Origin of the sequence: Nonomuraea candida (genome assembly GCF_000725485.1) — a bacterium.
GTDB lineage: Bacteria > Actinomycetota > Actinomycetes > Streptosporangiales > Streptosporangiaceae > Nonomuraea > Nonomuraea candida.
In genome coordinates, this window is record NZ_KL647031.1 from 219651 (window position 1) to 238764 (window position 19114).

General features: G+C 73.6%; 18 protein-coding genes. All 18 read left to right on the forward strand.

Translation table 11 applies throughout. The features are described from left to right. The first annotated feature begins 15 nt into the window (after positions 1-15). The 18 genes from IO39_RS44960 to IO39_RS45045 all read left to right on the forward strand — a co-directional run bounded on the left by IO39_RS44960 (position 16) and on the right by IO39_RS45045 (position 19052). On the forward strand, positions 16-882 hold the full coding sequence (locus IO39_RS44960; RefSeq protein ID WP_043638576.1) for a dihydroorotate dehydrogenase electron transfer subunit: 867 nt from the start codon (positions 16-18) through the stop codon (positions 880-882). Then, a complete protein-coding gene (locus tag IO39_RS44965) occupies positions 872-1849 on the forward strand; it encodes a dihydroorotate dehydrogenase (RefSeq protein ID WP_052424271.1) in 978 nt (325 codons plus the stop codon). The genes IO39_RS44960 and IO39_RS44965 overlap by 11 nt, the downstream gene beginning before the upstream one ends. 188 nt (positions 1850-2037) lie before the next feature. Then, positions 2038-2730, forward strand: a complete 693-nt coding sequence (gene pyrF / locus IO39_RS44970) for an orotidine-5'-phosphate decarboxylase (RefSeq protein ID WP_043638580.1) — start codon at positions 2038-2040, stop codon at positions 2728-2730. Between the two features lie 602 nt (positions 2731-3332). Next, a complete protein-coding gene (mihF, locus tag IO39_RS44975; RefSeq protein ID WP_020541698.1) occupies positions 3333-3656 on the forward strand; it encodes an integration host factor, actinobacterial type in 324 nt (107 codons plus the stop codon). Between the two features lie 121 nt (positions 3657-3777). Next, positions 3778-4365, forward strand: coding sequence for a guanylate kinase (gene gmk, locus IO39_RS44980; protein ID WP_052424272.1), 588 nt, complete (start codon positions 3778-3780; stop codon positions 4363-4365). Between the two features lie 4 nt (positions 4366-4369). Continuing rightward, positions 4370-4639 (forward strand): DNA-directed RNA polymerase subunit omega, encoded by a 270-nt coding sequence (gene rpoZ / locus IO39_RS44985; RefSeq protein ID WP_043638590.1) that lies wholly within the window; start codon positions 4370-4372, stop codon positions 4637-4639. An 8-nt stretch (positions 4640-4647) separates the two neighbouring features. Next, complete coding sequence (coaBC, locus tag IO39_RS44990) at positions 4648-5844, forward strand: bifunctional phosphopantothenoylcysteine decarboxylase/phosphopantothenate--cysteine ligase CoaBC (protein WP_043638593.1); 1197 nt, start codon at positions 4648-4650, stop codon at positions 5842-5844. A gap of 230 nt (positions 5845-6074) precedes the next feature. Beyond that, a complete protein-coding gene (locus IO39_RS44995) occupies positions 6075-6317 on the forward strand; it encodes a hypothetical protein (protein ID WP_245642627.1) in 243 nt (80 codons plus the stop codon). Between the two features lie 128 nt (positions 6318-6445). Beyond that, positions 6446-7633: a methionine adenosyltransferase gene (metK, locus tag IO39_RS45000; RefSeq protein ID WP_043638599.1), complete on the forward strand. Its 1188-nt coding sequence runs from the start codon at positions 6446-6448 to the stop codon at positions 7631-7633. 148 nt (positions 7634-7781) lie between these two features. Then, the gene (locus IO39_RS45005) at positions 7782-10025 is read left to right on the forward strand and encodes a primosomal protein N' (protein WP_043638602.1); all 2244 of its coding nucleotides are present in this window, start codon (positions 7782-7784) and stop codon (positions 10023-10025) included. Positions 10026-10074: 49 nt separating this feature from the next. Continuing rightward, the gene (locus IO39_RS45010; protein WP_043638605.1) at positions 10075-11544 is read left to right on the forward strand and encodes a hypothetical protein; all 1470 of its coding nucleotides are present in this window, start codon (positions 10075-10077) and stop codon (positions 11542-11544) included. 37 nt (positions 11545-11581) lie between these two features. Next, a complete protein-coding gene (locus IO39_RS45015) occupies positions 11582-12928 on the forward strand; it encodes a hypothetical protein (RefSeq protein WP_043638607.1) in 1347 nt (448 codons plus the stop codon). Between the two features lie 344 nt (positions 12929-13272). Further along, the gene (gene def / locus IO39_RS45020) at positions 13273-13821 is read left to right on the forward strand and encodes a peptide deformylase (RefSeq protein WP_043638609.1); all 549 of its coding nucleotides are present in this window, start codon (positions 13273-13275) and stop codon (positions 13819-13821) included. Positions 13822-13825: 4 nt separating this feature from the next. Beyond that, positions 13826-14752 (forward strand): methionyl-tRNA formyltransferase, encoded by a 927-nt coding sequence (gene fmt, locus IO39_RS45025; protein WP_043638611.1) that lies wholly within the window; start codon positions 13826-13828, stop codon positions 14750-14752. Positions 14753-14843: 91 nt separating this feature from the next. Further along, a complete protein-coding gene (locus tag IO39_RS45030) occupies positions 14844-16316 on the forward strand; it encodes an RsmB/NOP family class I SAM-dependent RNA methyltransferase (RefSeq protein WP_043638614.1) in 1473 nt (490 codons plus the stop codon). A gap of 129 nt (positions 16317-16445) precedes the next feature. Then, positions 16446-17432: a phosphatase PAP2 family protein gene (locus IO39_RS45035; RefSeq protein ID WP_052424190.1), complete on the forward strand. Its 987-nt coding sequence runs from the start codon at positions 16446-16448 to the stop codon at positions 17430-17432. Between the two features lie 112 nt (positions 17433-17544). Next, positions 17545-18207: a ribulose-phosphate 3-epimerase gene (gene rpe, locus IO39_RS45040; protein ID WP_043638619.1), complete on the forward strand. Its 663-nt coding sequence runs from the start codon at positions 17545-17547 to the stop codon at positions 18205-18207. A 35-nt stretch (positions 18208-18242) separates the two neighbouring features. After that, the gene (locus tag IO39_RS45045) at positions 18243-19052 is read left to right on the forward strand and encodes an oxygenase MpaB family protein (protein WP_043638622.1); all 810 of its coding nucleotides are present in this window, start codon (positions 18243-18245) and stop codon (positions 19050-19052) included. Positions 19053-19114: the final 62 nt, after the last annotated feature.

Genomic DNA, 19114 nt, shown 5'->3' on the forward strand with positions numbered 1-19114 from the left:
GGGAGGTGAAGACGACTGGCCGGCACACCGGTGCAGGTGACGGGCACGGTGCTCACGACGCGCCGGGTCGACGCCTACCATGCGCTGACGGTGGTGGCGCCCGGCATCGCCGAGCGTTACCGCCCCGGTCACTTCGTCTCCGTGGCGGTGGGCGGGCCCTACACGTCGATGGTGACGCGCCGGGCGCTGTCCATCCACGACGTGAAGTCCGACTACGGCGGCACGGTCGAGCTGGTCTTCACCGTGCGCGGCGCCGGCACCGCCTGGCTGGCGGAGCGGCGCGCCCGTGACACGCTCGACCTGGTCGGGCCGCTCGGGCGGCCGTTCCCGCTGCCGCGCGACCCCGTCCACTGCGTGCTGGTCGGCTCCGAGTACGGCTCCGCCGTGCTGTTCCCGCTGGCCGACGCGCTGCTGGCGCGCGGCTGCCGGGTCGACTTCGTGCTCGGCGGCGCCGGGGCCGAGCGGGTCTTCGGCGCCATGCGGGCCCGCAGGATGGCCGAGACGACCACGCTGACCACCGAGGACGGCTCGCTCGGGCTGCGCGGCAAGGTCACCGACGCGCTGCCGTCGGTGATCGCCGACACCCGGGCCGACGCCGTCTACGCCTGCGCGCCCATGGAGACGCTGCGGGCGGTGACGGCGGTGGCGATGGAGTTCGACATCCCGGTGCAGGTCGCCGTCGAGGAGTCGATGGCGTGCGGGATCGGGGTGTGCATGACGTGCGTGCTGCCCGTCATCGGCGACGACGGGGCGACCAGGATGGTCAGGGCGTGCGCCGAGGGGCCGGTGTTCCGGGGGGAGCGGGTGCGGTTCGAGGACGTGGGAACGATCCCGTTCGACGCGCTCGGCGCCCCCGGAGGCGGTGCACGACATGTCAGTTGATATGCGTACATTCCTGGCGCACGTGGAGCTGGCCAACCCCATCACCACCGCCGCCGGGTGCGCCTCCTCGGGCCGGGAGCTGGCGCAGTTCTTCGACCTGCACCGGCTCGGCGCGCTGACCACCCGCTCGATCACCATGGCGCCGCGCGCGGGCCGGCCCACGCCGCGCATGGCCGAGACGCCCTCCGGCATGCTCAACGCCGTCGGGCTGCAGGGGCCCGGCATCGAGGCGTTCCTGGAGCGCGAGCTGCCCTGGCTGGCCCAGCGCGGCATCAAGACCATCGTCTCGATCGGCGGCGGCACCGTCGCCGAATACTCCGAGCTGGCCCGCAGGCTCGCCGACGCGCCCGGGGTGACCGCGCTGGAGGTCAACCTCTCCTGCCCCAACATGGAGGATCGCGGGCGCGTCTTCGCCCGCGAGGGCAGCGCCGCCGCCGAGGTGATCGCCTCCGTGCGCTCCATCATGCGCTACGACGTGCCCGTGGTCGCCAAGCTCGCCCCCGACGTGGCCGACATCGTCTCGGTCGCCCGCGCCTGCGTGGACGCCGGGGCCGACGCGCTGTCCATGATCAACAACCCGCTGGGCATGGCCATCGACACCGAGGCGCTGCGCCCCTCGCTCGCCGCCGTCACCGGCGGGCTGTCCGGGCCGGCCATCCTGCCGCTGGCCGTACGGTGCGTCTGGCAGGTGCACGCGGCCCTGCCCGGGGTGCCCCTGATCGGCGTGGGCGGCGTGATGACCGGCAGGGACGCCTTCCAGCTCGTCCTGGCGGGCGCCTGCGCGGTCGGAGTGGGCACGGCGCTGTTCCACGACCCCTACGCCTGCCTGCGCATCGAGCGGGAGCTTGAGGAGCTGCTGCGAGCCCGCGGCTTCCAGCGGCTGGCCGACGCCGTCGGGCTGGCGCACCGACCGCCGGGGAGCGCGCCCCGGCACCTGCTGGTAGACACCGAGGAGAGCACGCCTTGACTCCCGAGCACCTGAGGAGCACGTCCTGGCTCCGGGCACCTGAGGAGCACGTCCTGGCTCCGGGCGCCTGAGGAGCCCGCTCGGCTCCCGATCGCCTGAAGAGCACGTCCTGACTTCAGAGCGCCACATCTTGACCTTCGAGCACCTGAAGAGCACATCTTGACTTCCGAGCACCTGGAGAGCACGTCTTGACCCCCGCACCGATCGCCGTCGCTCTCGACGCCCCCGACCTGGAGACCGCCGCCCGATGGGCCGCCCTGGTCACCCCCCATGTCAGCACGGTCAAGGTGGGCCTGGAGCTCTACCTGCGCTACGGGCCCGACGTGATCGCCTCCGTGCGCGGGGCCAGCGGCGTGCGCGTCTTCCTCGACCTCAAGCTGCACGACATCCCCAACACCGTCGCGGGCGCCGCGCGGGCCGTGGCGCGGCTGCGGCCCTCGATCCTCACCGTGCACGCGGCCGGCGGGCCCGCCATGATCAGGGCGGCCGTGGCGGCCGCCCCGCACACCCAGATCGCCGCCGTGACCGTCCTGACCTCGCTGGCGGAGGAGGACCTGGAGCGCATCGGCCTGGCCGGGCCCGCCGACGACGCCGTACGCCGCCTGGCGGCGCTGTCGGTCGAGGCGGGCGCCACGGCGCTGGTGTGCTCGCCCAACGAGGTCTCCGCGGTCCGGGCGGAGGTGGGGGAGGGGATCACCCTCATCACCCCGGGAGTGCGGCCCACGGGGGCCGACACGCAGGACCAGATGCGGGTGGCCACGCCCGAGCGGGCGCTGGCCGACGGCGCCGACCTGCTCGTCATCGGACGGCCCATCACGGGCTCCCCGGACCCGGGCGCGACGGCCGCGGCCATCGCCGCCTCCCTGCGCCGATCCTCCTGAACCCGCGCGGGGGCTTCCCGCACCGGATCTCCTGAACCCGCGCGGGGGCTTCCTGCGCCGGGCCCGCCGAAGCCGGTGCGGGCTCGTTCTGTCCCGGCCGGTCGCGGGCGGGCGGCCGATCGGGCGCGAGGGCGTCGCGGACGGACGGCCTCGCGGCGGGTGCCGGCGCCGGGCGGCGAACCCCGGCGCGCGGACCGTCGCGAAGGCGGCCGTACGGACGGTCGCGGAACGGTCGCGGAACGGTCGCGAGGACGGCGTGCGCGACACGCCCGCCGGACCCCGCTCCCAAGATCATAAGGCATCCGCGCGGAGCCGCGCACATGATCGTCCCGAGGGTTTCGGCCCAGGTGCGGGCGGGGTTTCGGACATCGGCTCCTGATGGGAATGCGATCATCCTTGCGTTTCGCGACACCGGCGCGACCCGACGCGCGAAGGCAGAAGTGAGGGCGATTTGATCAGCACAATGTGATTTTACGAACACGGAGAGTGATGAAGTGGATTTTGTGGCGAGAGAAACCGCTCTTGACGTTGCTTAGGGGGCGATGACCAGCTAGTTTCCCTTCCCGTCCGAGTACATCGACAGAAATTCGAGGTGACCCGGCGTGGCTCTTCCTCCCCTGACCCCTGAGCAGCGCGCCGCAGCCCTGGAGAAGGCTGCCAAGGCCCGTAAAGAGCGTGCCGAGGTCAAGAACCGGCTCAAGCATGGCGCGGTTTCTCTGGCTGAGGTGCTCAAGGATGGGCAGACCGACGACGTCATCGGCAAGATGAAGGTGTCGGCTCTGTTGGAATCGCTCCCCGGCGTGGGCAAGGTCCGCGCCAAGCAGCTCATGGAGCGGCTCGCCATCGCCGAGTCCCGCCGCGTGCGGGGTCTCGGCGCGAACCAGAGGGCATCCCTCGAGCGCGAGTTCGGTGGCAACGAGAGCTAATCTCTGTTCCACACGAAGTCGCAGGTTCAACGGGGGGTAGGAAGTGACCGACAGGTCCTGGTCCGGCGGAGTCAATGCCCACGAGGCGGTCGGACCGGGAGCGGAGGTCGACTTCCCGCCCCTGAGTGAAAGGCGGCTGACGGTCCTGTCCGGGCCGTCGGGCGTCGGTAAGTCCACGGTCGTCGCCGAGCTCCGGCGGGCACACCCCGAGGTGTGGCTGTCGGTCTCGGTGACCACCAGGAGGCCCCGGCCCGGCGAGGTCAACGGGGTCCACTACTTCTTCGTCGACGGCGAGGAGTTCGACCGGCTCGTCGAGGCCGGGGAGCTGCTCGAATGGGCGGAGTTCGCGGGCAACCGCTACGGCACGCCGCGCGAGCCGGTGCTGAAGAAGCTGGCCGAGGGCGTGCCCACCCTGCTCGAGATCGACCTCGAGGGCGCCAGGCAGGTCCGCAGGAGCATGCCGGAGGCGCTGCTGGTGTTCCTGGCCCCGCCCACCTGGGAGGAGCTGGAGAAGCGGCTGCGCGGTCGCGGCACCGAGCCGGAAGACGTCATCGCGCGCCGGCTGGCGGCCGGGCGGGTCGAGATGGCGGCCGAGTCGGAGTTCGACCTGAGCCTGGTCAACACGAGTGTCCAAGACGTGTGCCACCGGCTGATAGCCTTGATGACTGACCCTCAGGGGGTCACGACAACCACCAACCGAGAGGTCTGACATCGTGGCAGGCACCACCCCGGCCGCGGAGGGCATCACCAACCCGCCGATCGACGCGCTGCTCGACATCGTCGACAGCAAATACTCCCTGGTGATCATGGGCGCCAAGCGCGCTCGCCAGATCAACGCCTACTACTCGCAGCTCGGCGAGGGCCTGCTGGAATACGTCGGGCCGCTGGTCGAGACGCACGCCCAGGAGAAGCCGCTGTCCATCGCGCTGCGCGAGGTCTCCGAGGGCCTGCTCAACGCGGAGCCCATCGAAGGCGCGGTCTGACCCCTTCGATGCAGGTCGTCCTGGGAGTCAGCGGCGGTATCGCCGCGTACAAGGCGTGTGAGCTGCTGCGGCTGTTCACCGAGTCCGGGCACGGGGTGCGGGTCGTCCCGACCCGCGAGGCGCTCAACTTCGTCGGCGCGCCCACCTGGGCCGCCCTGTCGGGCAACCCCGTGTCGGCCGAGGTGTGGGACGACGTGCACGAGGTGCCCCACGTGCGCATCGGCAAGCGGGCCGACCTCGTCGTGGTGGCGCCGGCGACCGCCGACGTGCTGGCCAAGGCCGCGCACGGCCTGGCGGGCGACCTGCTCACCAACACGCTGCTGACGGCCACGTGCCCGGTCGTGTTCGCGCCCGCGATGCACACCGAGATGTGGCAGCATCCCGCCACCCGCGCCAACGTCGCGACGCTGCGCGAGCGGGGGGCGATCGTGATCGACCCGGCGGTGGGCCGGCTCACCGGAGCCGACACCGGCCCCGGGCGGCTGCCCGACCCCGCCGAGATCTTCCAGGTCTGCCTGCGCGTGCTGCGCGGCAGGCCGCGCGACCTGGCCGGGCGCAGGGTCGTCGTCTCCGCCGGCGGCACCCGCGAGGCCATCGACCCGGTCCGCTTCATCGGCAACCGCTCCTCCGGCCTGCAGGGCTACGCCCTGGCCCGCACCGCCGCCGCGCGGGGCGCCGAGGTGACGCTCGTGGCGGCCAACACCGCGCTCCCCGACCCCGCGGGGGCCAAGGTGGTGCGGGTCGAGTCCACGGCCGAGCTGCGCGAGGCCGTGCTGGCCGCCTCGGCCGGCGCCGACGCGGTCGTGATGGCCGCCGCCGTGGCCGACTTCCGGCCCGAGACGCGCCACGACGCCAAGATCAAGAAGACCGACGGCGAGCCCGCGTCCATCCGGCTGGTCAAGAACCCCGACATCCTCGCCGAGCTGGGCGAGCGCCGCGGGCACGATTCCGGCGCGGGTCCCCGGGTGATCGTGGGCTTCGCGGCCGAGACGCACGACGTGCTCGCCAACGGGCAGGCCAAGCTCGCGCGCAAGAAGTGCGACCTGCTGGTGGTCAACCAGGTGGGGGAGGGGCTGGCCTTCGGCTCGCCCGACAACGCCGCGACCGTGCTGGTGGCGGGCGGCGAGCCGGTCGAGGTGCCGTTCGGGCCCAAGGAGGACCTCGCCGACGTGGTGTGGGACCTGGTGGCCGTACGCCTCTCCTGAGCCATGTGACACACCCCGCAGAACCGTACAAAGCGTGCAGATCTCATTACTCTTTCACCTGTTGCAACATCCCTCCATGTCTACGGATACTTGGGGCAAAGGGGGATGGAATGCCGGTGGGTTCTGCTGTCCGAGACCGTTGTAGAACATTGCTCTGCGACCAGGGGGAGATCCACTATGTCTTCCCCGCCTTCTCCGAAGGTCCGGCCGGGACGGGCAACTTCTTGATCGTGGTCACTGACACGGCGATATCGGTGCTGGCCACGAGAACGCTCAGGACGGACAGGCCGGTCTCGGTGTTCGCGGAGTTCCCGCGGCACACCCGGCTCGGCCCCATCCTTCCGGGAAACGTCCTTGAGCTGGGCTCGATGGTGTTCGAGTTCGATGAGGAGTACGCCGCGGTGGTGTCGGCCGCCGACGCGGAGATCTTCGCGCCGGAGTCCCTGCCACCCGATCCCCTGCCCGACCTCTGATGGGAGTCACATGGTGGACAGTTTCGCGACCCGGCGCCCGGTACGGCTAGACTTCGGCGAGGCCCGCCCATGCCCATGGGGTCAGGGCCTTACATCCGTCAGCAGCCGCTGCATGAGGAGCCACTGAGTTGTCACGTCGCCTGTTCACATCCGAGTCGGTCACCGAGGGCCACCCGGACAAGATCGCCGACCAGATCAGTGACGCGATTCTCGACACCATGCTCAAGGACGACCCCAAGAGCCGGGTCGCCGTCGAGACGATGATCACTACCGGCCAGGTTCACGTCGCAGGCGAGGTCACGACCGAGACCTACGTCGACATCCCCGGCGTCATCCGGGAGAAGATCCTGGAGATCGGCTACGACGCCTCCCACAAGGGCTTCGACGGCGCCTCGTGCGGCGTGTCGGTGTCCATCGGCGCGCAGTCGCCCGACATCGCGCAGGGCGTCGACGACGCCTACGAGCACCGCGTCGGCGGCGACGCCGACGAGCTCGACCGCCAGGGCGCCGGCGACCAGGGCCTCATGTTCGGCTACGCCTGCCGGGAGACCCCCGAGCTGATGCCGCTGCCGATCATGCTCGCCCATCGGCTGGCCCAGCGCCTGTCCGAGGTCCGCAAGAGCGGCACGGTGCCCTACCTGCGTCCCGACGGCAAGACCCAGGTCACCATCGAATACGACGGTGACAAGCCGGTCCGCCTCGACACGGTCGTGGTCTCCACGCAGCACGCCGCCGAGATCGACCTCAAGGAGATGCTGACGCCCGACATCAAGGAGCACGTGGTCGACCGCGTGCTCGAGGGCCTCGACATCGACACCGAGGGCTACCGCCTGCTGGTCAACCCGACCGGCCGCTTCGAGATCGGCGGCCCGATGGGCGACGCCGGCCTCACCGGTCGCAAGATCATCATCGACACCTACGGCGGCATGGCCCGCCACGGCGGCGGCGCCTTCTCCGGCAAGGACCCGTCCAAGGTCGACCGTTCGGCCGCCTACGCGATGCGCTGGGTCGCCAAGAACGTCGTGGCCGCCGGGCTCGCCGACCGGTGCGAGGTGCAGGTGGCGTACGCGATCGGCAAGGCTCAGCCGGTCGGCCTGTTCGTCGAGTGCTTCGGCACCGAGAAGCTGCCGGTCGAGAAGATCCAGGAGGCCGTGCTGCAGGTGTTCGACCTGCGCCCGGCCGCGATCATCCGCGATCTCGACCTGCTGCGCCCGATCTACTCGGAGACCGCCGCCTACGGCCACTTCGGCCGTGAGGGCTTCTCCTGGGAGTCCACCGACCGCGCCGGCTCGCTGAGGACCGCCGCGGGCCTCTGACGGCTCCTGCCTGGTGACCGGTGCCGCCGCTGACGTGAGGGCGGCGCCGGTCCTCGGCGTGTCCGCCGGGTGCGCCGGGGGCCCGCCGGCCGTGGCGGCAGCGTGGCAGCGGGCGTGGGCGGCGGCGGGGGTCTGGTAGACGTTATGCGTGACCCACTCCTCCGACGACGCCCTCCTGCCGCTCGACGCCGTGCGGCCCGCGGCCTCGTCGAAGGACACCAAAGGGGCCGTGGTCCCCGCCCCCGGCAACCCCGTGGCCCGGGTGGCCGTGGACAGCCCGCTGCCCCACCTCGACCGCTCCTTCGACTACCTCGTCCCCGCCCCCATGCACGAGAGCGCCCAGCCCGGGGTGCGGGTGCGGGTGCGGTTCGCGGGCAAGCTCGTCGACGGGTTCCTGCTGGAGCGGGTCCCGGAGAGCGAGCACGAGGGCAGGCTCACCCCGCTCGAACGCGTCGTCTCGCCCGAACGGGTGCTCACCCCGGAGATCGCGGGCCTGGCCAGGGCCGTGGCCGACCGCTACGCGGGCACCCTGGCCGACGTCCTGCGCCTGGCCGTGCCACCGCGCCACGCCAAGGCCGAGTCCGAGCCCCGCGATCCCGATTCTCCCCAGCCCCGGCCCGCGCAGCCTGAGCCGGTGAAGGCCGGCCCCTCCGCAGAGGACGCGGGCGCCTGGGACGCCTATCCGGCCGGGCCGTCGTTCCTCGACGCCCTGCGCAACGGCCGCGCGCCCCGCGCCGTCTGGTCGGCGCTGCCCGGCGCGAGGGGCTGGGCCGGGCCCGTGGCCGAGGCCGTGCGCGCCACGCTCGACGGCGGCAGGGGAGCGGTCGTCGTGGTCCCCGACGGCAAGGACGTGGCGCTGGCCGACGCCGAGTTCGAGCGGCTGCTCGGCCCCGGCAGGCACGTGGCGCTCACCGCGGACCTGGGCCCGGCCGAGCGGTACCGGCGGTGGCTGAAGGTGCTCAGAGGCCAGGTGCGGGCCGTCGTGGGCACCAGGGCCGCCATGTTCGCCCCCGTCGCCGATCTCGGCCTGGTGGCCATCTGGGACGACGGTGACGACCTGCACGCCGAGCGGCTGGCGCCGTACCCGCACGCCCGCGAGGTGCTCGGCCTGCGCGCCCACAGGAGCGGCGCGGGGATGCTCATCGGCGGGTACGCCCGCACGGCCGAGGCCACCCAGCTCGTCGCCGCCGGCTGGGCCAGGCCCATCGTGGCGGCCCGCACGACGATCAGGAGCCTGGCCCCGCGGGTGCGCCCGGCGGGCGAGGACGCCGAGCTGGCCAAGGACCAGGCCGCCCGGCAGGCCCGCCTGCCCAGCATCGCCTGGCGCGCGCTGCGGCACGGGCTCGACAGCGGCCCGGTGCTGGTGCAGGTGCCCAGGCGCGGCTACCTGCCCGCGCTGGCCTGCCGGCACTGCCGCGCCCCGGCCCGCTGCGTCCTGCCGCCCACCAGGACGGGGCCGCGGCCCCCCGAGCCGCCGATCGGCAGGCAGCCGGCCGCCGGGCGGGCCCCGCTGACCGGGCAGACCCGGATCCCCGAAGAGCGCGCCGCGCAAACCCAGGCCACGTGGCCAGGCGGCGCGCCGCCGGTCCCGGAGCCGGACGGTGAGGCGCAGGGGGGCGGCCCGCTGTGCCACGGCCCCCTCGCGCTCAGGGGCGGCCACGCGGCCCCGTACTGCCGCTGGTGCGGCCGGGTGGACGCGGACTGGCGGTGCCCGTCCTGCGGCAGCCCCCGGCTGCGCGCGGTGGTGACGGGCGCCAGGCGCACGGCGGAGGAGCTCGGGCGGGCCTTCCCGTCCGTGCAGGTGCGCACCTCCGGCCGTGACGGCGTGCTGGCCACCGTGCCCGCCACCCGCGCGCTGGTCGTCGCCACGCCGGGGGCCGAGCCCGTGGCGGAGGGCGGCTACGCGGCGGCCGTGCTGCTCGACGGGTGGGCGCTGCTGGGCCGGGCCGACCTGCGGGCGGGCGAGGAGACGGTGCGCCGGTGGATGAACGCCGCCGCCCTCCTGCGTCCCGCCGCCGAGCTGGTGGTGCTCGGGGACGCCGGGCTGCCCGCCGTACAGGCTCTGCTCAGGTGGGATCCCGTCACCCACGCCGAGCGGGAGCTGGGCGACCGCGCCGAGCTGGGGTTCCCGCCCGCGGTCCGGATGGCCACGCTCACCGGCGCGGCCAGTGCCGTCAGGCAGATGCTCGACGAGGTACGCCTGCCGCCCGACGCCCAGGTGCTCGGCCCCGTGCCCCTGGACGAGTCGGGGCAGGAACGCGCCATGATCCGGGTGCGCAGGGGCGGCGGCGCCGCGCTCGCCGCCGCGCTCAAAGGGGCCAGCGGGGTGCGTGCGGCGCGTAAGACGCCGGATGTCGTGAGGGTGAGTGTCGACCCGCTCGACCTGATTTAGCCTGTTTCCCCGATTCGCTCATCCGATGGCCAGCCGTTAGCGTGCCCCTGTGTCGATCGAATGGGTGAACCAGGCCATCGACGACCTGCGCGCATGGGGGCGCGCGCAGGAAGTCGAAGTGGACGCGGACGAGGTCCGCCTGCTCTGCGACTACGCCAGCGACTATCTCAACGTCAACGAACTGCGCGATTTCACTCCGGAGACCTTCGACGAGCTGCTGCTGTCCATCTATCCCCGCAAGGTCATCGCCCCGCCGGAGAGCGCGGCGGAGACCGTCGCCGCCGCCCGCACGCTCGTCGCCTACCTCGACCAGGCCGGCCAGGTGAGCGCCGGCACGGCCGCGCGGATGCGCGAAAGGCTCGACGACATCGCGCTCCGCATGCCGGAGGCCCTCGCCGACCCGGCCAACTTCGGCATGGCCAAGAGCCTGTTCAGCTCCATCGGCCCCGAGTCGCTCGAGCAGTCCATCGCCATCCCCTCCGGCGAGCTGCCCGACCTGGGCGAGGCGCCCTGCGACTGCCCGGGCTGCACCCCGCTGCCCGCCGTGCGGCTGGCCGCCGAGGACGACCTGCGCGCCGCGCTGGAGAGCGTGCCGATGCTGGCCGAGGAGCCGCTGCCCGCCGGGGCCGACCCGCTGGCCGCCTGGGCGCAGCGCGTCTCCCGGCTGCTGGAGCAGGACACCGGCGGCGCCGTCACCGGCTCCGCCGAGCTCGACGAGGGCCTGTACGACCTGTTCGACATGCTCTACCGGCTCCAGGTCCGCGTCCCCGTCAGCGTGATCGGCGACTACCTCGACGAGATCGCCGGCGACGGCGGGCTCGACCTCGACGCCGTGCTCGGCCGGCTGGAGCACACCGGCCTGCTCCGCGTCACCGGCGACACCGCCGAGCTGACCCCGCCGGCCGTCTGGGCGCTGCGCGAGCACTACCTCGCGCTCGGCATCGACGCCCCCGAGGCCCCCGACCTGGCCGAGGCCGACGCGCGCGGGCTCATCGAAGGGCTGCTCGAAGGCGTGCCGACCGAGCTGGCGGAAGACGACATCAGCCGCTGGCTGTCGGGCCGGGAGCCCGCCGCGGCCGCCGCCGAGCTGCTGGCCGCCGCCTCGGGCGCGCCCGCCGTGGCCCGCGGCATCGCGATCACCATCGTCGACCGGCTCGGCGCCGAGGCCGAGCCCGCGCTGCGCGACCACCTCGACGACCAGGAGCTGCGGCCGCACGTCATCCACTGGCTGGCCGCCAGGCGACTGCCCGCGCCGCCGCTGACCCAGGAGGAGCTGCTGTGGGTCAGCGTCGACATGCTCGCCCTCGCCATGCCCGCCGCCGAGGAGGACCCGGACAACTTCGCCGAGAACATGGCGGCCTCCGGCCCGCCCGCCCACCTGATCGAGGAGATGTGGCGGGTCGACCACCCCGACGTCGTCGAGGTGCTCGAACTGCTGGGACGTTCCATCCAGGACGGCACGGTGGCCAAGGCGGCGCGCAAGGCGGCCTTCAAAGCCCGCTCCCGGGCCATTCGTTGAGTACGCCCCTGTGACCGCTGTGCAGTAAGTTTCGTGGGTGGCAAACAATGTCTTCGACCTCGCCGAGCTGCGCAAGCTGATCGATGAGCAGGCCGCCGTGCCTCCACGGCCCCCTGAGGAGACTCCCGTGGAGCATGAGGCGCTGACGTTCCCGCCGGTCCTGCCGGCGCCCGACGCCGAGCTGGCCAGGGCGGTGCCCACGGTGCCGCTCGTGGCCGACGCGATCAGGCTCACCACCTGGACGGGCACCCGCCAGGTGACGCAGGAGGGGCACCTGGCCGAGGCCGACGCCGCGGCCGCCGCCGCCGAGCTGGGGGTGTCCGCGGCGAGGCTGCGGCTCATCTGGATCGTCGCGGTCAACACCGGGCTGCTGCAGATCATGGGCGGCCGGGCCTCGCGCGGGCCGCTGTCGATGCGGCTCACGGTCGAGGCCACGCTGGAGTTCTGGGACGGCGTGGTGATGGACGTGCTCGACCGCGCCGAGGAGGGCCTGACCGGCTCCGCCGTGGTGGACGGCCACCTGGCCGAGATGCTGGCCACGATCTACTCCGTACGCTCGGGCGTGGCCACCGCCAACCTCGCCCGCGGCATCCTGCAGTCCCACGAGGTCGCCTGCGCGCCGGGCCCCGCCGAGATGCGCAGGATCGCCGCCGCGCTGCCCGCCGAGCTGCTGGAGGCGCTGGACCTGCTGGCCTACTGCGGGCTGGTCGAGCAGACCGCCGCCGGCCGCACGGCGCTCACCCCGCTCGGGGTCTGGGCCGTCCGCCGCGACCTGCTGCGCGAGGGGCACGACGCGCCGACCACCGCCGAGGTGGAGGTGTTCGCCGACCTGTCGGCGGCCGAGCTGGTGGAGGCGCTGGTCAAGGGCAGCGCCACGCAGAGCGCGGTGGCCGGCTGGCTGGAGCGCCGCTCGCCCGAGTCGGCCGCCCGCGACCTGATCGAGATCGCCGCCTCCGGCACCGCCGGCCAGCGCGGCGCCGTCGGGGCGATCCTGGAGGAGCTCGGCCCGGAGGCCGAGGCCCCGGTCCGTGAGGCGCTCGGCCATCCGCTGATGCGCCGCTACGCCGCCTCCTGGCTGCACATCCGCGACCTCGAGGCGCCCACGCTCAGCCCCGAGGACCACACCTGGATCGCCGTCGACCACCTGGCGGCGCTCATGCACCTGTCCGGCCCCGCCGCGGGCCGGCTCGACCCCCCGGAGCCCGGGGAAGACCTGATCAAGCTGGTCGGCGAGATGCCCGCGGTGGGCCACCCCGACACGATCGCCGTGCTCGACATGCTCGCCGCCGCCCACGACGACAAGGCCGTGGTCAAGGCCGCGCGCAAGGCGGCGATGAAGGCCCGTTCGCTGCAGCACGCCCGCACGGCGGGCAGCGGCCGGTAGCCGCCCGCGCCACGCCGGACCCGCCCGGCCCATGACGGGGCCGGGCCGGTTGGTCGCGGGCCCGGTGCGGGGGCACGACGGCGGACGAGCCGCGCAGGACCTGGCCCGGAACGCGCCTGGCCCGGAACGCGCCTGGCCCGGAACGCGCCTGGCCCGGAACGCGCCTGGCCCGGAACGCGCCTGGCCCGGAACGCGCCTGGCCCGAAACGCGGCGCGGCGGTCGGGTGGGCCGCCTGGGACCGCCCGGACGTGACGGAGGCCGTGGCCGGCGGGCGACGCCCGGTAGCGGGCCCCCACCTACACTAAACTGGCCTGATCCACGCTTGAGAAACGGAGTGACCCCCTTGGCGATCCAGTCGATCCGGCTGTTCGGAGACCCGGTGCTGCGCACCCCGGCGGCCCCGGTCGTCGACTTCGACAAGGAGCTGCGCAAGCTGGTCAAAGACCTCACCGACACGATGATGGACGCCCCCGGCGCGGGCCTGGCGGCCCCGCAGATCGGCGTCGGGCTGCGGGTGTTCACCTACTACGTGGACGACCAGCTCGGCCACCTCATCAACCCCGACCTCGACCTGTCCTCCGAGCTCGACGAGGAGGGCGAGGAGGGCTGCCTGTCCTTCCCCGGCCTGTCGTTCCCGACGCCGCGCGCGATCCGCGCCGTCGCCAAGGGCTTCAACATGCACGGCGAGCCCGTCACCCTGGAGGGCACCGACCTCATGGCCCGGTGCTTCCAGCACGAGACCGACCACCTCGACGGCATCCTGTTCATCGACCGGATGGACCCCAAGCAGCGCAAGCTGGCCATGAAGGCCGTGCGCGAGGCGGAGTGGAGCGGCCTGTCCGCCCCCGTGATCAAGGTCTCGCCCCACGCCACCGGCGGAAAGGCGCTCTGAGAGCATGCGTCTGGTCTTCGCGGGCACGCCCGAGACGGCACTGCCGTCGCTGCGCACCCTGATCGACTCGCCCCGGCACGAGGTGGTGGCGGTCATCACCCGTCCCGACGCCCAGTCGGGGCGCGGCCGCAAGGTCCACCCCTCCCCGGTGGCGGTGCTCGCCGAGGAGGCGGGCATCGAGGTGCTGCGCCCGCAGAAGGCCGGCGACCCGGCCTTCCTCGACCAGTTGCGGGCGCTGGAGCCCGACTGCTGCCCGGTGGTGGCATACGGCGCGCTGCTGCCGCAGTCGGCGCTCGACGTGCCCCGGCACGGCTGGATCAACCTCCACTTCTCGATCCTGCCCGCCTGGCGCGGCGCCGCGCCCGTCCAGCACGCGATCCTGCACGGTGACGAGATCGGCGGGGCGAGCACGTTCCGGATCGTCAAGGAGCTCGACGCCGGGCCCGTCTACGGCGTGGTGACCGAGGAGATCCGCACCTCCGACACGAGCGGCTCGCTGCTGGAGCGGCTGTCGGTCGCGGGCGCGGGCCTGCTCGCCGCCACCCTCGACGGCGTCGAGGACGGCACCCTGGAGGCCCGCCCGCAGTCGGCCGACGGCATCACCATCGCCCCCAAGATCACCGTCGCCGACGCGCGGATCGACTGGGGCAAGCCCGCCATGCACGTCGACCGCCTGATCCGCGCCTGCACCCCCAACCCGGGGGCGTGGAGCGAGTTCAGGGGGCAGCGGGTCAAGGTGGGGCCCGTGCGCGTGGTGCCGGGGGAGCGGCTCGCCCCCGGGGAGATCGCGGCCGGCAAGACCTCGGTGCTGGTCGGCACGGCCACCGGAGCCGTCGAGCTGGGCGAGGTGCAGCCGCAGGGCAAGCGGCTGATGGCGGCCGTGGAGTGGGCCAGGGGAGTGCGCCCCGAGGGCGGAGAGGTCTTCAAGTGACCGGGCCCCAAGACCGGCGGGGCCGGAGCCGAGGCGCCGCCCGGCGACGCGCTCGACAGGCCGCCCACGGCGTGAGTGAGAGTTCGAGGGGATGAAGACCAGGGGGCACCAGGGGGCCGGCGGCAGGGGCGGCGACGCCCGCGGCCGCAGGCCACGCAGACCCACGCGCGACCAGGCCCGCAACGCGGCCTTCGACGTCGTGCGCGCGGTGGACGAGCGCGACGCGTACGCCAACCTGCTTCTGCCGCGCCTGCTGCGCGAGCGCGGCATCAAGGGAAGAGACGCCGCGCTGGCCACCGAGCTCGCGTACGGGACGCTGCGCGGGCTCGGCACCTACGACGCCATCATCGAGACGTGCAGCGACCGCGCGCCCGACCCCGACGTGCGCGACGCGTTGCGGCTGGGCGCCCACCAGCTCCTGCGCATGCGCGTGCCCCCGCACGCGGCCGTCGGCACCACCGTCGACCTGGTGCGGCTGCGCATCGGCGCCGGCGCGGCCAAGTTCGTCAACGCGGTGCTGCGCAAGATCGGCTCCAGGACCATCGAGGAGTGGGTGCCCATCGTCGCGCCCGACCCGGCCCACGACCCGGTCGGGCACCTCGCCGTCGCCTACGGGCATCCCCGCTGGATCGTCTCCGCCTTCCGCGACGCCCTGGGCTCGTCCGGCGAGATGGCCGACCTGCTCGAGGCCGACAACGCCCGGCCCCTGGTGACGCTGGTGGCGCGGCCGGGCCGCAGCTCGGCGGATGAGCTCGAAGAGCTGGGCGCGATGCCGGGCCGCTACTCGCCGTACGCCGCCTACCTGCGCGAGGGCGATCCCGGCCAGATCGACGCCGTGGCCGAGACCCGCGCGGCCGTCCAGGACGAGGCCAGCCAGCTCGTCGCGCTGGCCCTGACCCGGGTGCCGATCGACGGCGACGGGGAGGAGCGGTGGCTCGACATGTGCGCGGGGCCCGGCGGCAAGGCCGGCCTGCTGGACGCCATCGCCACCCACGGCGACCTCGCCGGGCTCGCCGAGGACACCCGCCGCGCCGCTGACCCCGGCGCGCGGGCTTTCGCGGCCTTCCCCGGCGGGGCGCGGCTGCTGGCCGCCGACGTTCAGTACCACCGGGCGCGGCTGGTCTGGGAGACCACCAGAGACGCGTCCGTGGTGACCGCCGACGGCACGGAGCCCGTGTGGCGGCCCGGCGTGTTCGACCGGGCCATGCTCGACGCCCCCTGCACCGGGCTGGGCGCGTTGCGGCGGCGGCCCGAGGCGCGCTGGCGGCGCGACCCGTCCGGCATCGCCGAGCTGGGCCGGTTGCAGCGGCGGCTGCTCGAAACGGCGCTCGACGCCGTGCGCCCGGGAGGCGTCGTGGCCTACGTCACCTGCTCGCCGCACCTGGCCGAGACCCGCGTGGTGATCGGCGACGTCGCGGGCCGCAGGAAGGACGTCGAGCAGCTCGACGCGCGCGACTACCTGCCCGAGGTGGAGGGGCTCGGCGACGGGCCGCACGCCCAGTTCTGGCCCCACCGCCACGGCACCGACGCCATGTTCCTGGCCCTGCTGCGCAAACTGCCCTGAGCCCGCACCGCCGGGGTCCTCAGGCCGGTTCGGGCTTCGGCCGGCTCGCCGTTGAGGTTCGCGGCTTGGTGGTGCTTATGGGGTGGATGAGGTGGCATTCGGGAGGGTGCGTGTGATCCGATCGACGACGTGGACTTCCTGGATGACCTTCACATAGCGGAACTTGGGCCGATCATCTGGCTGCAGAGCTGGCCCGATGCCGTCCGCCCGGTGCTGGAGCTGGTGTCGGTGCTCGGGACGGACACGTTCTTCCTGCTCTGCCTGCCCGTGCTCTACTGGTGCGTCAACCCGGCGCTCGCGCTGCGGCTCGGCCTGACCGTGCTGCTGGCCGCCGCCACGAACGCGATCGGCAAGCTCATCGCGCACCAGCCCAGGCCGTACTGGATCGACTCCAGGATCCGGCCGCTGTCCGTCGAGACGGCCTTCGGGCTGCCGTCCGGGCACGCCCAGATCGGCACGGCCGGCGTGGGCCGGATCGCCGGGATGGCGGGCCGGCCGTGGGCGTGGTGGGCGGCGGGGACGGTGGTCGGGCTGGTGTGCCTGAGCCGGGTGTACCTGGGCGTGCACTTCATCTCCGACGTGGTGGCCGGGGTGCTGCTCGGGCTGGCGGTGCTGCTGGTCGTGCACCGGTTCGAACGGCCGGCGACGGACTGGTGGCGCGGGCAGGCGCTGTGGGCGCAGCTCGCCGCCTCCGCCGTGCTCTCCGGCGCGCTGATCGGCGCCGCCGCGCTGGCCAACGCCCCGTACGCCGGCTGGGCGCCGCCGCGGAGCTGGAGCTGGGCCGGGGCGATCGACCCCGAGAGCCTGGACACCGTCGTCACCATGGCCGGGATGCTGCTCGGGACGCTGGCGGGCACCTCGGTCATGTACCGGCTGGGCTGGTTCGACGCGGGCGGCCGGCTCGGGGTGCGGGCCCTGCGCTGGGTGATCGGCACGGGGGTGGCGCTGCTGATCTGGTACGCCGAGCGCGAAGTGCTGCCCCAGACCCCCGCCGGGACGTACGCGGGTTTCGCGCTGCTCACGCTCTGGGTGCAGGCCGGCGCGCCGATGCTGTTCATCAGGCTCGGGCTGATGAACAGGGCGCGTGAGCCACAGCCCGTCCACCAGGGGCGCTGACCCGCCGGGTCGTCGCGGGCGACCGCTCACCGGGGCGGGCGGCACGGCGTCACGAGGGTCGCCGGGCGTGCGGGGTGAAGGGGCCGTGAGGGCTTCACTAGACTCGGAAATCATGGCCGTACAGATCTCGCCCAGCATCCTCGCCGCCGACTTCGCCAGGCTCGCCGACGAGGCCGCCGCCGTGCCCAACGCCGACTGGCTGCACGTCGACGTCATGGACTACCACTTCGTGCCCAACCTGACCCTGGGCCTGCCCGTGGTCGAGGCGTTGCGCAAGGCGACCGACACGCCGCTCGACTGCCACCTGATGATCGCTGAGCCCGACCGCTGGGCGCCGCAGTACGCGGAGGCGGGCGCGGGCAGCGTGACCATCCACGCCGAGGCGGCCAAGGCGCCCATCCGCACGCTGCGCGAGGTCCGCTCGCTCGGCGCCCGGGCGGGCCTCGCGCTCAGCCCGGCCACGCCCGTGGAGCCGTACGAAGACCTGCTCGGCGAGATCGACATGCTGCTGCTGATGACCGTCGAGCCGGGGTTCGGCGGGCAGAAGTTCCTCGACGTCGTGCTGCCGAAGGTCCGGCGCGCCCGCGACCTCGTCGGGCGGCACGGCGGGCGCGTCTGGCTGCAGGTGGACGGCGGCGTGGACCTCGACACGATCGGGCGCTGCGCCGAGGCGGGGGCCGACGTGTTCGTGGCGGGCAGCGCGGTCTACGGCGCCTCCGACCCGGTGGCCGCGATCGACGGGCTGCGGGCCGCCGCCGAGCGCGCGCTCTCGTGACATGAAGGGCCCCGCCGCGGGGTAAGCCTCCACTTATGAGCGACCATGGCATCTTCGGGCCCCGCTCGGTGACGTGGCGGGTGATGGGCGAGCCGATCCTGCTCGTGGGCGGGATCCGGGCGCTGCTGATGCAGGGGCTGCATCCTCGCGCGATGCGCGGCGTGCTGCAGAACTCCGCGCTGATGGATCCGCAGGAGGCCTGGTCGCGGTTCGTACGCACCACCGAGTTCGTCCGCGTGCGCACCTACGGCACCCGCGCCGAGGTCGAGCGCGCGGGCCGGCGGGTGCGCAAGATCCATGCCAGGCTGACCGGCCACGACCCCGACACCGGCGAGACCTTCCGGCTCGACGAGCCCGACGCGCTGCGCTGGGTGCACGTGGGCGAGGTCGACTCCTACCTGTCGGTCGCCCGGCGCGCCGGGGTGCGGCTGACGGACGCCGAGGCCGACGCCTTCGTCGCCGAATGGCGGCGCGCCGCCGAGGTCGTGGGCCTGGCGCCGCAGGACGTGCCCGGCTCGGTGGCCGAGCTGCGCGACTACATCGAGGCCGAGCGTCCCGGCCTGCGCTTCGTGCCCGAGGCGGCCCACCCGTTGCGCCTGTCGCTGAACGCGCCGCTCCCGCGCCTGCTGACGCCGCTCAAGCCGGCGATGCCCGCGCTGACGCTGCTGTCCTTCGCCACGCTGCCGCGCTGGGCCAGGCGCCTGTACGGCCTGCCCGCCACGCCCGTCGGCGACCTGTGGGCCACGGCCACGCTGCGCACCCTGCACACCGGGATCGGGCTGGTCCCCGGCCACGTCCGCTACAGCCCGGCGGCCCGCCGGGCGCACCGGCTCATGGCCGCATAACCTAGCGCTTGCTCTCTTCGCGGGGGGTGGTCGCGTCCTCGCCCGCGGGCATGGCACACTGA